Genomic DNA, 14,633 nt, shown 5'->3' with positions numbered 1-14,633 from the left:
GGGCATCCGGCTCGCGTCGGACGCCCGGCCCAGGCGGTCAGCCCATGGTCTTCGCGCCGTCGATCGCCTCGCGGAGGATGTCGGCGTGCCCGGCGTGCTGGGCCGTCTCGGCGATCATGTGCAGCACGACCCGGCGCACCGACCAGCTCGCCCCCGGCTCGAACCACGGCGCCTGCGGCAGCGGGTGCGCGGCGTCCAAGTCGAGCGTCAGGACCAGCTCGTCCGTCCGGTCGGCGACCCGCGCGTAGTCGTCGAGCAGGGCGGCCAGCGTGTCGGCTCCGGTCATCCGGAACTGGCCGGCCCAGTCCACCGGCTCGCTCTCCATCGCCGCGGCGCCGCCGACCGCGAAGAGCATCCACCGGTGTTCGGTGCCCGCCACGTGCTTGATCAGCCCGCCGAGGCAGAGCTCGCTGACCGTGGTGCGCCGGGCCGCCTGCTCGTCGGTGAGCCCGTCGACGGTCTGCCGGAGGAACCCGCGGTGCCGGCGCAGCGTCTGCAGCAGATCGGCCCGCTCGCCGGTGGTCACCTGTTCCGAGATGGTCATCGATGTCACCCTTCACCCGACGTCGTGGCGAGGGCCAGGATAGGCCGGACCACCGACGGTTTCGTCCCGTGCGTGCCCTCCGGTTGCCGATCCGCCCGATCGGCGGTGCACTGAACTACATGGGTGTGATTAAGGTGGGTACGTCGGGCTGGGCCCACCGGATGCTGCTCCGCTCAAGCTGGTATCCCCGCACGGCGAACACCCCGGCCGGCCGGCTCGGCTGGTACGCCGGCTGCTTCCCGCTGGTCGAGGTGGACACCTCGTACTACGCGGTGCCCGTGCCGGAGACGACGCAGGGCTGGGTGGCCGCCACGCCCGCGGGGTTCACCTTCGACGTCAAGGCGTTCAGCCTCTTCACCGGCCACCCCACCCCGGTCGCCGCGCTGCCGCGGGACCTACGCCCGGCCGGTGGACCGGCCCGGATCCGTCGCCGCGACCTGCCGCCGGCGGCGTACGACGAGCTGTGGGCCCGGTTCCACGCCGCGCTGGAGCCGCTCGCGGCGGCCGAGCGGCTCGGCGCGGTGCTGTTGCAGTTCCCGCCGTGGTTCGCCCGTGGCGAGGCCGCCCGGCGGCGGATCGCCGACCTGGCCGTGCGGTGCCGGCCGTGGCGGGTGGCCGTGGAGCTGCGGCACGGGTCCTGGTTCGACGGTCCGGCGGCGGCGGAGACGCTGACCTTTCTGCGCGAGCACGGCCTCACCTTCGCCTGCGTGGACATGCCGCAGGGCCATCCGTCGTCGGTCCCGCCGATCCTGTACGCCACCGCCGGCCTCGCGCTCGTCCGGTGACCGCGACCTACGAGTGCCGGCGGCCCTGGGTCCGGAAGGCGTCCTCGGTCCGCTCCCCGATGTCCGCGTCGTCCGGGAAGGACCGGCGCGACGGCGCCGGATCCGGCGGGGCGCCCGGCCCCGCCTCGGCCGTCCGGGTCGGTTCGACCGGACCGAACCCGTGCCGGCCGCGGGCGCCGGACGGTCCGGCCGGCTGGCCCGCGCGGCGCTCCCCGCGGTGCCCCTCCGGTACCGCGGTCTCCTCGCTGCCCTCGTCCATCGGGTCGTCCTCGCCGGCGCCCCAGGGTGGTTCGGCGTCGAACCCGTCGGTGGTCTTCCACGGGGTGGTCACGTCCCGTCCGTCGCCGCCCCGCCGGTCTGCTGGTGCCATGCTCACCTCGCTGGTCGCTCCGTCGCTACCGGCGCGGATTGCCCCTCCCGGCCCCGGTCATGCCCCGCGCTCCGGATGGTCGCCGGCGTGGCCCGGCGTCCGGACACGCCGGCCGGCGCCCCGCCGTCGAGGAGTCGGCGGGACGCCGTCGCACTCGTCACCGGTGTCAGCGGCGGGAAGACATGGGCATCCGCTTCCCGATCGCGGTCATCGCCGCCATCTTGCCCATCGCCTTGGGCGAGCCCATCGCGCCGACCCGGTTCAGCATCCCGCGGAGCACCTCGCCGGGCTTCTGCTGCTCGCTCATGTACGCCGTGACCACGATCAGCGCGCCGGTCAGCGCCGGGACCGCCCACTGGAGCGCCTTCATCTGGCGCTGGGCGGACGCGACGTTCGCCGGCGTCTGGTGGTTCGGCTCGGTGATCCCGTCCACCGGCGGGCTGCCGGACTTCTCGAGCTTCATCCCGAGCAACCGGCTGTAGCCGGTGACCGCGAGAGCGCTGACCGTCAGCGCGGTCTTCAGCGTGCTGGCCCGGCCGACCCCCGTCTGGGCCATCACCCGGGGGCTCTCCGTGACCAACTCGCCGACCGCGCCGGCGAGATGGGCGCCGATCGCCGCGGCGTTGACCGGGGTCCACCGGGACCAGCCCGCCGAGGCCACCGGAAGCCGCTGGGTCGAGTCACTGATCTGTGCTGCTCCGCCGTTGACGCCGAACGCTCCCATCAGGGAGCCCCCGAACCAGGCCGCCAAGCCCAGATCGTGCATCGAGCGCAATGCGGTGTGCCGTTCGGACATCTGATCCCCTTCCACCGTGTCGGGCGTCGCGGCATACCCACCGCCAGGGCCGCTAATCCCGAGCGTCATGAGGCGGGACGCGCCGGAAGCGGAGCCGGGCGGACATCGGTGAGCCGCCGGACGACCGGGTCGGGTCCGGGCCGGCCGGACGGTCCATCGGCGCCCGGAGGAGTCGGCCGGACGGCGGCGGGTAGTTCGTCACCGACGCAGCCGAGGGAGAGGGGAAGCGGGATGTCGCAGCCGGACGAGAGCCGGGAGAAGACCCCGAAGACCGATGCGGTCCTGATGCATCCGGACAACGACCCGCGCAAGACCAGCGCACAGGTCCCGCCGCCGGCCGAGCACGGCGAGACCCGGGTGGAGCGCGACGGCCGGATGGTGCCGGTCGACCAGGACGAGTGACCCGGGCGCAGTACCCGAGCCCAGGGCCGGTGGTCGGCTGCGCTGTCGGCAGCTCCGCAGGCGGCGCGACCGGCGCACCGCCCGACCGCCGCGCTGGCCGGGGCCGGGGGACGGGCGCGCCGCGCGGCGGTCAGCGGGCCGGCAGGCCGGCGGTGAAGGCGGCCACCCGGGCGGCCAGCGGGGTCGCCGCGCGGACCCAGGTGAAGTGGTCCAGCGGTGCGCCGGCCTCGGCCACCGTGTAGCGCTCGCGCGTCACGGGTGCGGCGACCAGCTTCCCGCAGAGCGCGTCCATCGTCGCGTGCGGGGTGTACTGGTCGTCGTCCACGCTGACCGCGAGCACCGGAGTGCGGACCGCCCGTACCGCCGATTCCGCGTCCACCCCGTCCAGCCGGGGGAAACGGCCGGTCCGCGCGGTGTGCGCCCAGTCCCGGATCACCCCGCGTGCCTGCCGGCCGCCGAAGCCCCAGCCTGGCCAGACGCCGAGCAGCCGGGCCGCCGCGGCGATGCCCTGGGTGTACGGCAGCACCCCGAACCGCCGGCCGCCGGGGTAGGACCGCCAGTACGGGATGCCGACCGCGACCAGGGCCAGGCCGTCGACGGCGTCGGTGCCGTGCAGGGCGAGGTGCAGCAGGGCGACCTGCCCGCCGAGCGAGTGCCCGAGCAGCACCGTCCGGCGGCCGTCCAGGCGGGGCTTGAGCGCCGCCAGCACGGCGCCCACGTCGGTGGCCAGCTCGGCGTAGCCGTAGCGGCAGGCGCGGCTGGGCCGGGGCGTGCTCTCCCCGGTGCCGCGCAGGTCGGCCACCACCACCGCCAGGCCGGCGGCGCGCAGCGCGGCGGCGAACGGGCGGTAGTAGCGGGCCCGCACCCCCATCGCCGGCCAGATCACCACCATTGGTGCCGCCGGCACGCCCTCCGGCTCCGGGTAGACCTGGATCCCGAGCCGGGCCCCGTCGACCTCGACGAACTCCTGCGCGTACTCCGCCGTCGCGTTCACCGGCTCAGGTTACCTGTCGGTAGCTAGTGGGTCGTCCACCACCGGCCCGCCGGGCCGGATCCTCCTACCGTGCGGGCAGCAGGGCCGGCCGGTGCCGCTGCACCCGGTCCATTGCGGCGAGGACCTGTGGATGTGGAGATCGAGCGGGCGCCGGGGCGGCGCGTCGCCCCGGCGCCCGCCGGCCCGGTCCCGTTCGAGGCGGACGTATCCGGTGTCAGGCCCGCTCGTCGCGGAGCATGCCCGGCCCGAACACCTCGTAGGCGATCCGGTCGACCGGAACGCCGCGGCGCAGCAGGCCACCGCGGACCACGTTCATGAACGGCAGCGGCCCGCACAGGTGCACGTGCGCGTCGGGGGAGAGCGGGATCATCTCCGGGTCGACCAGGCCACCGGCCACCTCGGCGGTCGGTCCGGCCAGGTCGGCGTCGGTGACCTCCTCGTACCACAGCGTGGTGCGCAGGTTGGGCAGCGCGGCGTGCAACCGCGGCAGCTCGCTGCGGAAGGCGTGCGCGGTGCCGGCCCGGTCGGCGTGCACCAGCGTCACCGGGCGCTGCGGCTCGGTGGCCGCCAGGTGCTCCAGCGCGGCCATCGCCGGGGTGAGCCCGATGCCGGCGCTGACCAGCAGCAGCGGTCCGGACCCGGCGACCGCGCTGACCTCGCCGAACGGCGGGCTGAGCCGGAGGGTGTCGCCGACGGTCACCTGCTGGTGCAGAAAGGTGGAGACCATGCCGTCGGGGTCGCCGCCGGTGCCGCGTACCCGCTTGACGGTGATCCGCCAGTGGTCGGCGCCGGGGCGGCCGGAGAGGCTGTACTGCCGGATCTGCTGGCCGCGCCCGCCGTCCAGGTCGACCGCGACCGAGGTGTACTGGCCGGGAGTGAAGGTGGGCACCGCGCCGCCGTCGACCGGCACCAGGGCGAACGAGACGACGTCGGGGGTTTCCCGGACCTTGTCGGCCACCCGCCAGGCGCGCCACACCGACTCACCCTCGGCCAGCCCGGCGAGCGTGTAGAGGCGGGCCTCCCGGGCGATCAGCTCGCAGGCGAGCAGCCAGTAGACCTCGTCCCAGGCCGCCGCGACCGCCGGGGTGACCGCGTCGCCCAGCACCTCGCCGACGGCGGCGAGCAGGTGCCGGCCGACGATCGTGTACTGGGTGGCGGTGATGCCCAGCGAGGCGTGCTTGTGCGCGATCCGGTCCAGGATCGGCCCCCACGGCACCGTCGAGCCGCCGGTCAGGTGCCCGGCGTACGCCACCACCGCGCCGGCCAGCGCGGCCTGCTGCGCCCCGGTCGCCTGGTTGCCCCGGTTGAACAGGTCCAGCAGTTCCGGGTGCGCGTCGAACATCCGCTGGTAGAAGCGGCGGGTGATCGCCTCCCCGTGCGCCTGGACGGCGGGCAGGGTCGCCGTCACCACTGCTGCTGAGGACTCGGTGAGCACGAGTTGTCTCCTTCTCCGATGAACCGTTCGGGCCCGGCCAGCTAAACAAGCATTTGAGATACCTCTTCAGGGCCGAAGGTCCCGGGCCGCTGGTCGTCCGGATCACACTGCCGGCCCGTCCGGCCGTGGTCGGCGGTGTCGGCGCTGGCTAGGGTCGGGTCCGTGCGGCTCAACCGGTCCACCGACATGGCGCTGCGGGTCGCCATGGCCGCCGCGGCGGCGCGGCGCCGGACGACGGTGGACGAGCTGGCCGAGCAGCTGGCGCTGCCGCGCAACCACGTGGCGAAGCTGGTCCAGCGGCTGCAGCGGCTCGGCGTGCTGGTCACCATCCGGGGTCGGGCCGGCGGGGTGGCTTTCGCCGACGGTGGCGGGCGGCTCACCGTGGGTCAGGTTGTCCGGGCGTTCGAGGGCGAGGACGAGGTGGTCGGCTGCGAGGCGCCGCCCTGCCCGCTGCGGGCGGCCTGCCGGCTGCGCGCGGAGCTGCGCCGCGCCCAGCAGGCATTCCTCGCCGTGCTCGACGGCGTACGCCTCGACGATCTGGTCACCGGGCCGGCCGGCCCGATCCTGCTCGCCCTCGGCGCGCCCCCGGCCGCGTCCGGCGCGCCGGGCGCCCCGGCGTCCGGCGCCGTTCCGGCGATGTGCGTCGCCCCCGCCGGGCGTGACGAATAGGTCACCCCGGGCGAGCGGATCTTCGACACCCGTCTTTTCTTCGCGCACCCGGGCGCGGACGAGGCCCCGCCGAGCGGCGGGGCCTCGTCGGTGCCGCGCCTGCGGGCCCAGGCGCGGCGGGTCAGGAGACGGTGATCGAGCCGTTGCTCGCGCGGACGCAGGCCACCGAGCGGGCGCTGGTCGCGGCGGCGCCGCTCAGGCACTGCCCGAGCACCTGGTGCCCGGCCGCGTTCGGGTGCCACGACTCCTGGCAGGTCTGGAAGTACGACACGCAGGTGTTGGCGATCCGCTGGATGTCGATCTTGTCCTTGCCGGCCAGGCTGGTGACGAAGACGCCGTTCGGCGGGGAGTCCTGGAGCCGGATCGGGGTGGCCAGCGCGCCGGTCGGGCTGGCCGCCGACTCGCAGAGCCGGGCGCCGTCGAAGGCCCGCTGCACGTTGAGGTAGACCAGGTCAGCGCCGGGGAACTCGGCGGCCAGGGTGTCCCGGGTGGACCGCACCAGGGTGCCGAGGCCCTGCGAGAAGCGGTGACCGGGCAGCAGGCTGGCCCGGTGGATCGGGCAGCCGGCCGCGTACCGCTCGGCGCCGAGGGCCCGGAACTTGTCCCGGGTGTCGCTCCGGCCGTCCTCCGTGTGGAACGTCGGGTCGAGGTCGAAGGGCAGCGGGTTGGTGTAGTCCTGGAACACCACCCGGTGCTGCCCGTCGGCGTCGATCTCGCGCAGGGTGGTCAGCAGCTGGCGTACGGCCGTGGTGGTCTCCGCGGTCGCGGCGCTCCACTGGGCGGCGGTGGCCAGGTCGGCGTCCGTGCACGGCTCCTGCTCGACCGGCCCGCCGAGGTACGCCCAGAACTCCCACCAGCCGGTCCAGGCGTCGGCGATGAACCGGTTGGCGCACTTCTCGGCGACGTCGCCGAAGGTGAACGAGCTGTTGTTGGAACCGAGCCCGAGCAGCACCAGGTCGATGTCGTGGGTGCGGCCGACCGCGCGCAGCTGGTCGAGCTGCGCGGCCACCTGCCGGCCGTTGGCGCGGGCCGAGGAGGTGGTGGCGATGTCGTGCGGCTGGCCGCCGGAGCAGGCGAGGTTGAACCGGTCCTGGATGCCGGGCAGGGCGGCCCGGTGCAGCGAGGCGTTTGCCGAGCGGTGGCAGAAGAACGCGTTGCTGTTCGGCGCGGTCCAGCCGGGGAAGGTCTGCGCGACGCCGTTGACGTCGACCACGGGTGCGTACGCGCCGGCGCCCTCGCCGCTGATGAAGCTGTCGCCCAGCGCGACGGCCGCGGTGGGCAGGGCCGCCGAGGCGGGCGCGGGCGGCGCCACGGCGGTGGCGAGCGCCGCCGTGGCGGCGGCCAGCGCGACCGCGACGACGGTACGACGGAACCTGGACATGGGTCCCCCATCCAACGATCGAAATATGAAAGATTCTCCGAGAGCGTGATCAGATCACCTCGGTGTGACGGCCGTCAATGGCCGGAAACAATGATCTTTCGTTGCGGGGCGGTCACCGGGTCGGCGCCTCGGCCGGGCGCGCAGCTCGACAGGGGCGGACGCGACCGTCCCGGTCGGTGGTCCCGACCCCCCGGGTCAGCGACTGGTGTGCGGCGCCGGCGCCGCCAGGCGGTGCGGTGCCGCGGCGGCCGTCCCGGGCGGTAGGCGGAATCCGGCCGGGGTCCGCGGCGTTGCACTGCCGGGAGCGCCCAGCGGGTCCTCCGGAACTTCCGAGCCGCTTCCGCGCTCCGCCCCGCCGGGTCGCGCGGGGTGCCACGGCGTTGTCGGAGCAGCGGGCTAGGCTCGCTGCGGCGCGCCGCGGGGGGCGACGTTCGCCGGTGAGCGGCACCACACCGCCGAGACCTGGGAGTACGACCAGTTGACCGCAGAGCCTGAGACCCTGTACGGGGCCGACGACCTCACGCACCTCGAGGGGCTGGACGCCGTCCGCAAGCGGCCCGGCATGTACATCGGCTCCACCGACAGCCGTGGCGTGGGTCACCTCGTCAACGAGATCCTCGACAACGCCACCGACGAGGGTGTCGCCGGTCACGCCCGCAAGGTCGAGGTGACGCTGCACGCCGACGGCTCCGTGCAGGTCGACGACGACGGCCGGGGCATCCCGACCGACGTGCACGCCCGCTCCGGCCTCTCCGGCGTCGAGTTGGTGCTCACCCGGCTGCACGCCGGCGGCAAGTTCGGCGGCTCCGGCTACAAGACCTCCGGCGGCCTGCACGGCGTGGGCGCCTCGGCGGTCAACGCGCTGTCCCGCCGGTTCGACGTGACGGTCCGCCGGGGCGGCAAGGTCCACGCGATGTCGTTCCGGCACGGTGTGCCGGGGGTCTTCGACGGCGACGGGCCGGACGCGCCGTTCACCGCCGGCCCGGGGCTCCAGATCGTCGGCGCGATGAAGCGCGGCCAGCGCACCGGCACCTCAATCCGCTACTGGCACGACCCCCGCTACTTCGAGACCGGCGCAGCCCTGGACACCGAGGCCGTGCGGATGAAGCTGCGCAACACCGCCTTCCTGGTGCCCGGCGTGAGCTACCTGCTGCGCGACCACACCGGCGCGGAGCCGACCGAGGAGCGCTTCCACTTTCCCAACGGCCTGACCGACATGGTGGAGTTCCTCGCCCCGGCCGGCGACCGTCCGGTCTCCGGCATCCTGGTGGTCACCGGCGAGGGCAGCTACCGGGAGAACGCCGCCGACGCCAACGGCGTGATGCAGTCCAACGTGCAGCGACGGGCCGAGGTCGAGGTGGCCTTCCGCTGGGGCACCGGCTACGAGCGCACCGTCGAGTGCTTCACCAACACCATCCGCAACGCGCACGGCGGCACCCACCGCAAGGGCTTCGAGCGGGCCCTGGCGCGCACCCTCGCCGACGCCGTCCGCAACGCCCGGGGCCTGCTCAAGGCCAAGGAGGATCCGCCCACCCTGGACGACGTCCTGGAGGGGATGACCGCGGTGGTGCACGTGCGGATCCCCGAGCCGCAGTTCACCTCGCAGACCAAGGACGAACTCTCCACCGCCGGCATCACCAAGGTGATCCAGTCCCTGGTCGAGCAGCATCTGAAGGCCTGGCTGGAAGACCGGAAGACGAAGACCGAGGCGCGTACGGTCCTGCAGAAGATCGTCGACGCGGCCCGGGTGCGGCTGACCCAGAAGCAGCAGAAGGACGCCGCGCGGCGCAAGACCGCCCTGGAGGGCGCGTCGATGCCCGCCAAGCTGGTCGACTGCCGCGCCGCGGGGATCGAGCGCAGCGAGCTGTTCATCGTGGAAGGGGACAGCGCCCTCGGAACGGGTAGGCTCGCCCGCTCCGCCGAGTACCAGGCGCTGCTGCCCATCCGGGGCAAGATCCTCAACGTGCAGAAGGCCAACCTCCAGCAGGTGCTGGACAATGCCGAGTGCGCCGCCATCGTGCAGGTGCTCGGCGCCGGCTCCGGGCGTACCTTCGACCTGTCCGCCATGCGGTACGGCCGGGTCCTGATCATGGCGGACGCCGACGTGGACGGCGCGCACATCCGGACGCTGCTGATCACGCTCTTCGCCCGCTACATGCGGCCGCTGATCGAGGCCGGCCGGCTCTACGCCGCGATGCCGCCCCTGCACAAGATCACCACCAAGGGGCGCAACCCGGAGACGTTCTACACCTACACCCAGGCCGAGATGGCGGCCACGGTCCGCCGGCTGGAGAAGGCCGGCAAGCAGATCGTCACCCCGATCCCGCGGTTCAAGGGTCTCGGCGAGATGGACGCCGACGAGTTGTGGGAGACCACCATGAACCCGGCCACCCGGTCGGTCCGCCGGATCACCCTCGACGACGTGGACGCCGCCGAGCGGATCCTCGAGCTGCTGATGGGGGAGAAGGTCGAGCCGCGCCGCAACTGGCTGATCGACTCGGCCGACCTGGTCGACCGGGAAGCGATCGACGCATGAGCACCGGGTTCGTTCGAGGGGAAAGCTGACTCATGGCACGCCGCAAGGAAGACCGCGCCAAGGTGGACCTGTCCGCCTTCGACCAGGCCGGCGCTCGGGTCATCGACAACTCGCTGGTCGCCGAGGTCTCCGACTCCTACCTGGAGTACGCCTTCTCGGTGATCCACTCCCGCGCCCTGCCGGACGCCCGCGACGGCCTCAAGCCGGTGCACCGGCGCATCCTCTGGTCGATGTACGACTCCGGGTTCCGCCCGGACCGGGCGCATGTCAAGTCCGCTCGGGTGGTCGGCGACGTGATGGGTCGCTACCACCCGCACGGGGACACGGCGATCTACGACGCGATGGTCCGGCTGGCCCAGGACTTCTCCCTGAACGTGCCGCTCATCGACGGGCACGGCAACTTCGGCTCCCCGGACGACGGCCCGGCCGCCGCCCGCTACTGCGTCACCGGTGACACCCGTATTCGCCTTGCTGACGGCACCAGTCCCCGCATCGCCGACCTGGTCGATCTTCCCCCCGACAGCGAGGCAGACGCTGACTTCGAGGTGCTCGACAAGGACGGGAAGGCAGTCCGCGTCAACAAGGTCTTCAACTCCGGTCTGCAGCCGACGATCCGGATCGCGACAGAGGCGGGTTTCTCGTTGCGGGGGAGCGAGAATCATCTTGTGCTGTGTCTCGAGGCGCCCATGGGCGTGCCGGTCTTTCAATGGCGGCGACTCGACGAGATCAGCGCCGGCACGGTGGTCTGCATCGCGCGTAACGCTTGGTCGCAGGTCGTCCCCACGGCTCAGGAGTACATGCTCGGCGTCCTCGGGGGCGCGTGGGCGTCCGAGGGCTTCGCGAGCGAATCACGAGCAGGGTTCAACAACACCGACGCGCACTTCTTTGGTGAGGTGCTGCATGCGTACGACCAGGTCGTTGGCGGTCGCCGTTATGTGAGCGAGCGGCAAACCCGCCGCGACCGGAAGCGTATTCAGGAGTTGGACGTACAGGAGTGCGCCGGCGGGATGGATGCGTTCCGATCAAGCCCGCTGGCGGAGTTCATCGGGTGTCAGGCGCGAGACAAGGGCGTTCCACAGTTCGTCTGGACCGGTGGCTGGGGGGTGAAGCGAGCCTTCCTGATGGCTCTCTTCGAAGGCGACGGCGGCGTTCGAGTGGCGAACGACAGCTTCACCATCCAGTACACCAGCTATAGCGAACGGCTCGTCACAGAGGTTCAGGAACTGCTTGCGGAGTTCGGCGTCATCGCTGGCCGGCGTCAGTACACCCGCCCCAGCGGCTCGGTCGAGCACCGACTGGTCATCTCGGGCCTTCGGAACATCAAGGCCTACGCACACCGGGTCGGGTTCCTTGGCACCAAGCAGACCAAGCTGAACCAGGTGCTTGGTCATTCGCCACTGCGACCTCACCGGTTGAGCAGGGACCGGGTCCCGTTCGTCGCCGACTATGTCCGTGAGGCTCTCGATTTCGACCGACGCGGGAGCGGGCGTAAATGGCTGACTCAGCACAACTTCGACCGGGTTGAACGCTGGGAGACGGAGCGTCTCCGCATCATCGACCGGATCAAGGATCCGGAGATCCTCGCGACGATCCTTCCCATCATGGATTCCGGCTATCGCTTCGAGCAGGTGATTGAGGTCGAGAACTGCTCGGCGGCCGAGGTCTACTCGGTCAGGGTCGAGTCCGAAGATCACTCCTTCCTCGCCGGTGGCTTTGTCAACCACAACACCGAGGCCCGGATGTCCCGCGAGGCGATGCTGCTCGTCGGCGAGCTGGGCGAGGACACCGTCGACGTCGAGCCGAACTACGACGGCTCGCTGACTCAGCCCACCGTGCTGCCGGCCGCCTTCCCCAACCTGCTGGTCAACGGCGCGTCCGGGATCGCGGTCGGGATGGCGACGAACATGATTCCGCACAACCTCGGCGAGGTGGTCCAGGCCGCCCGCTGGCTGATCAACCACCCGGACGCCACGCTCGACAAGCTGATGGAGTTCGTGCCCGGCCCCGACCTGCCCACCGGCGGCCTGCTGCTGGGCCTGGACGAGGTGCGCCGGGCGTACGAGACCGGGCGCGGCGTGGTGCGGATGCGCGGCAAGGTGGAGATCGGCCCGCTGGAGGGCAGCCGGGGCCGGCAGGCGATCACCGTGGTCGAGCTGCCGTACGGCGTCGGCGCCGAGAAGGTCATCGCGGCGATCACCAACGAGGTCACCAAGACCAAGCGGCTCACCGGCATCGCCGACGTCAAGGACCTCACCGACCGGGAGAGCGGCACCCGGCTGGTCATCGAGTGCAAGGTCGGCGTGAACCCGCAGGCTCTGCTCGCCGACCTCTACCGGCTCACCCCGCTGGAGCAGTCCTTCGGCGTCAACAACCTGGTGCTGGTCGACGGGCAGCCGCGGACCCTCGGGCTGAAGGCGCTGCTGGAGGTCTTCCTGGCGCACCGCTACGAGGTGGTGACCCGGCGCAGCTCGTACCGGCGGCGCAAGCGCGAAGAGCGGCTGCACCTGGTGGACGGTCTGCTGATCGCGCTGCTCGACATCGACAAGGTGGTCAAGCTGATCCGGGGCAGCGAGGACGCGCAGGCGGCCAAGGACGGCCTGATGCAGAAGTTCAAGCTCTCCGAGATCCAGGCCACCTACATCCTGGACACTCCGCTGCGCCGGCTCACCAAGTACGACCGGATCGAGCTGGAGGCCGAGCAGGAGAAGCTGCGCGGCGAGATCGCCGAGCTGTCCCGGATCCTCGACGACCCGAAGGTGCTCCGGAAGCTCGTCTCCGACGAGCTGGCCGCGGTGGTGAAGCAGTTCGGCGCCGCCCGGCGTACCACCCTGGTCGACGGCGACCTCAAGGAGGTGCTGGCCGCGTCCGCGCCGGCCGGCCCGCTGGAGGTGGCCGACGATCCGTGCCAGGTGATCCTCTCCGCGACCGGGCTGGTCGCCCGGACCGCCGCCGAGTCGGAGGAGGCCGCCGAGGGCCGGCGACGGCACGGCCGGGTCAAGCACGACGCGGTACGCGCCGTCGTGCACACCACGGCCCGGGGCCGGGTGCTGCTGGTGACCAGCGCCGGCCGGGCGTTCAAGATCGACGTGTTGCCGTTGCCGGTGCTGCCCGAGCAGGCCGGCACGGTGTCGCTGCGCGGCGGCATGTCGGCCGCCGAGCTGGTACCGCTGGCGGCCGGCGAGACGGTGGTCGGCCTGGCTCCGCTCGGCCCGACCGCCGAGGGCTCGCCGGGGCTGGCGCTCGGCACCCGGCAGGGCGTGGTGAAGGTCTGCGCGCCGGACTGGCCGGTCCGCTCCGACGAGTTCGAGGTGATCGGGCTGCGTGAGGGCGACGAGGTGGTGGGCGCGACCTGGCTCACCGACGGGGCCGAGACGCTCACCTTCGTCACCTCGGAGGCGTCGCTGCTGCGCTTCTCCGCCGGGCTGGTGCGCCCGCAGGGCCTCAAGGGCGGCGGCATGGCCGGCATCAACCTGCCGGGCGGCGCGCGGGTGGTGTTCTTCGGCGCGGTCCGCACCGACGACCCGAAGCACGGTGAGTCGATGGTGGTCACCTCCACCGGCGCCACGGTGAAGGTGACGCCGTTCAAGGCGTACCCGGCGAAGGGGCGGGCGACCGGCGGGGTGCGTGCCCAGCGGTTCCTCAAGGGCGAGACCGACGTGGTGGTCGCCTGGGTCGGGCCGCGCCCGGTGGGCGCCACCGCCAACGGCGAGCCGGTGGCGTTGCCGGCGGCCGACCCGCGCCGCGACGGCTCCGGTTTCGCCGTCATGCTCGGCCCCACCGTCATCGGCCACCAGATCGAACGCGACTGACCCGGACGCGGAAGGGGCCGGTTGCTCACGCGGCCGGCCCCTCCCACTCACCCGCCGCCGCCCCACCCCGGGTTCGGCCCGTTGATCATGAAGTTGTTGCCGCGACACGCCGTCCCGGAGGGTAACAACTTCATGATCAACCGTGACCGGCCGCCCGGCCCGGGCACAGGCGGTGGGCGGTCAGAGTTCGGGTTCGGGGCCGCGGCGGGTTTCCGGGGTGGTGCCGCGGAGGCGGGCGATCAGGCGCATGCCGTGGTAGATGACCAGGGCGGCGGCGGTGCCGAGGGCGATGCCGTTGAACGACAGGTCGCCGGCGGTCAGCGTGTAGTTCGCCGCGCCGACGATCACCGCGACCGCCGCCGTCAGCAGGTTCACCGGGTCGTGGAAGTCCACCCGGTTCTCGATCCAGATCCGCGCGCCGAGGATGGCGATCAGGCCGTACAGCGCGGTGGTGGCGCCGCCCAGCACGCCGGCCGGCACGGTGAGGATCAGCGCGCCGAACTTCGGGCTCAGCCCGAGCAGCACCGCCGCCACCCCGGCCACCCAGTACGCGGCGGTCGAGTAGACCCGGGTCGCGGCCATCACGCCGATGTTCTCCGCGTACGTGGTGGTGCCGGAGCCGCCGCCCGAGCCGGCCAGCACGGTGGCCAGCCCGTCACCCAGGAACGCCCGGCCCATGTCCCGGTCCAGGTTGCGGCCGGTCATCGCGGCGACCGCCTTGACGTGCCCGGCGTTCTCCGCGATCAGCACCAGGATCACCGGGATCACCAGCACGACCGCGCGCAGGCTGAAGCTCGGCGCGTGGAACTCGGGCAGGCCGACCCAGGCCGCGTCGCGCAGCCCGTCGACCGCCTTCGGGTCGAGATCGCCGAGGGCTGCCGCGAGCACCCAGCCGACCACCACACCGAGCAG

General features: G+C 72.7%; 11 protein-coding genes and 3 pseudogenes. 7 read left to right on the top strand and 7 right to left on the bottom strand.

Annotation, left to right across the window (positions count from 1 at the left end):
* Positions 1-37: 37 nt before the first annotated feature.
* Positions 38-544 carry a DinB family protein gene (locus FHX32_RS21795; RefSeq protein WP_109898634.1) on the bottom strand — a complete coding sequence of 169 codons (507 nt, stop codon included), beginning with the start codon at positions 542-544 and terminating at the stop codon, positions 38-40.
* 119 nt (positions 545-663) lie between these two features.
* Here FHX32_RS21795 and FHX32_RS21790 point away from each other — a divergent pair, with 119 nt between their 5' ends.
* Positions 664-1,329, top strand: a complete 666-nt coding sequence (locus tag FHX32_RS21790) for a DUF72 domain-containing protein (protein ID WP_486481254.1) — start codon at positions 664-666, stop codon at positions 1,327-1,329.
* A 7-nt stretch (positions 1,330-1,336) separates the two neighbouring features.
* On the opposite strand, the gene FHX32_RS21785 is transcribed toward FHX32_RS21790, so the two are convergent.
* Both FHX32_RS21785 and FHX32_RS21780 read right to left on the bottom strand, forming a co-directional pair.
* Positions 1,337-1,699: a hypothetical protein gene (locus FHX32_RS21785; RefSeq protein ID WP_109898635.1), complete on the bottom strand. Its 363-nt coding sequence runs from the start codon at positions 1,697-1,699 to the stop codon at positions 1,337-1,339.
* Positions 1,700-1,865: 166 nt separating this feature from the next.
* Positions 1,866-2,495 (bottom strand): hypothetical protein, encoded by a 630-nt coding sequence (locus FHX32_RS21780; RefSeq protein WP_109898636.1) that lies wholly within the window; start codon positions 2,493-2,495, stop codon positions 1,866-1,868.
* A gap of 231 nt (positions 2,496-2,726) precedes the next feature.
* Here FHX32_RS21780 and FHX32_RS21775 point away from each other — a divergent pair, with 231 nt between their 5' ends.
* Positions 2,727-2,897, top strand: coding sequence for a hypothetical protein (locus FHX32_RS21775; RefSeq protein ID WP_167186452.1), 171 nt, complete (start codon positions 2,727-2,729; stop codon positions 2,895-2,897).
* Between the two features lie 130 nt (positions 2,898-3,027).
* Here the strand turns inward: FHX32_RS21775 and FHX32_RS21770 are convergent, their stop codons facing one another.
* Positions 3,028-3,891: an alpha/beta hydrolase family protein gene (locus FHX32_RS21770; protein ID WP_109898637.1), complete on the bottom strand. Its 864-nt coding sequence runs from the start codon at positions 3,889-3,891 to the stop codon at positions 3,028-3,030.
* Between the two features lie 214 nt (positions 3,892-4,105).
* Entirely contained in the window at positions 4,106-5,326 is a 1,221-nt protein-coding gene (locus tag FHX32_RS21765) for a globin domain-containing protein (RefSeq protein WP_167186449.1), read from the bottom strand.
* A 162-nt stretch (positions 5,327-5,488) separates the two neighbouring features.
* Between FHX32_RS21765 and FHX32_RS21760 the strand changes: the two genes are divergently transcribed.
* Entirely contained in the window at positions 5,489-5,995 is a 507-nt protein-coding gene (locus FHX32_RS21760; protein WP_167186446.1) for an Rrf2 family transcriptional regulator, read from the top strand.
* Positions 5,996-6,116: 121 nt separating this feature from the next.
* Here FHX32_RS21760 and FHX32_RS21755 read toward each other — a convergent pair whose 3' ends face one another.
* Positions 6,117-7,376 (bottom strand): SGNH/GDSL hydrolase family protein, encoded by a 1,260-nt coding sequence (locus FHX32_RS21755; RefSeq protein WP_167186443.1) that lies wholly within the window; start codon positions 7,374-7,376, stop codon positions 6,117-6,119.
* Positions 7,377-7,854: 478 nt separating this feature from the next.
* Here FHX32_RS21755 and FHX32_RS21750 point away from each other — a divergent pair, with 478 nt between their 5' ends.
* The 4 genes and pseudogenes from FHX32_RS21750 to FHX32_RS35305 form a co-directional block, all read left to right on the top strand.
* The gene (locus FHX32_RS21750; protein ID WP_167186440.1) at positions 7,855-9,912 is read left to right on the top strand and encodes a DNA topoisomerase IV subunit B; all 2,058 of its coding nucleotides are present in this window, start codon (positions 7,855-7,857) and stop codon (positions 9,910-9,912) included.
* A 32-nt stretch (positions 9,913-9,944) separates the two neighbouring features.
* Positions 9,945-10,352: pseudogene (locus tag FHX32_RS35315) on the top strand (DNA gyrase subunit A); the annotation flags it as partial.
* Positions 10,353-10,364: 12 nt separating this feature from the next.
* Positions 10,365-11,246 (top strand): annotated as a pseudogene (locus FHX32_RS35310) (LAGLIDADG family homing endonuclease); the annotation flags it as partial.
* 393 nt (positions 11,247-11,639) lie between these two features.
* Positions 11,640-13,721 (top strand): annotated as a pseudogene (locus FHX32_RS35305) (DNA gyrase subunit A); the annotation flags it as partial.
* 180 nt (positions 13,722-13,901) lie between these two features.
* On the opposite strand, the gene FHX32_RS21740 reads toward FHX32_RS35305, so the two are convergent.
* Positions 13,902-14,633, bottom strand: a 732-nt coding sequence (locus FHX32_RS21740; RefSeq protein WP_486481253.1) for a uracil-xanthine permease family protein, incomplete at its 5' end; no start/stop codon positions are given.

The sequence above is a fragment of the Micromonospora sp. CNZ280 genome (genome assembly GCF_011759515.1).
The sequence above is the reverse complement of the archived record's forward strand: the minus strand, read 5'-3'. Positions and strand labels throughout refer to the sequence as shown.

What these genes read in the sequence shown, in the direction of transcription:
- FHX32_RS21795 (WP_109898634.1), bottom strand. Translation starts at nt 544, where the DNA reads ATGACCATCTCGGAACAGGTGACCACCGGCGAGCGGGCCGATCTGCTG.
- FHX32_RS21790 (WP_486481254.1), top strand. Translation starts at nt 664, where the DNA reads ATGGGTGTGATTAAGGTGGGTACGTCGGGCTGGGCCCACCGGATGCTG.
- FHX32_RS21785 (WP_109898635.1), bottom strand. Translation starts at nt 1,699, where the DNA reads ATGGCACCAGCAGACCGGCGGGGCGGCGACGGACGGGACGTGACCACC.
- FHX32_RS21780 (WP_109898636.1), bottom strand. Translation starts at nt 2,495, where the DNA reads ATGTCCGAACGGCACACCGCATTGCGCTCGATGCACGATCTGGGCTTG.
- FHX32_RS21775 (WP_167186452.1), top strand. Translation starts at nt 2,727, where the DNA reads ATGTCGCAGCCGGACGAGAGCCGGGAGAAGACCCCGAAGACCGATGCG.
- FHX32_RS21755 (WP_167186443.1), bottom strand. Translation starts at nt 7,376, where the DNA reads ATGTCCAGGTTCCGTCGTACCGTCGTCGCGGTCGCGCTGGCCGCCGCC.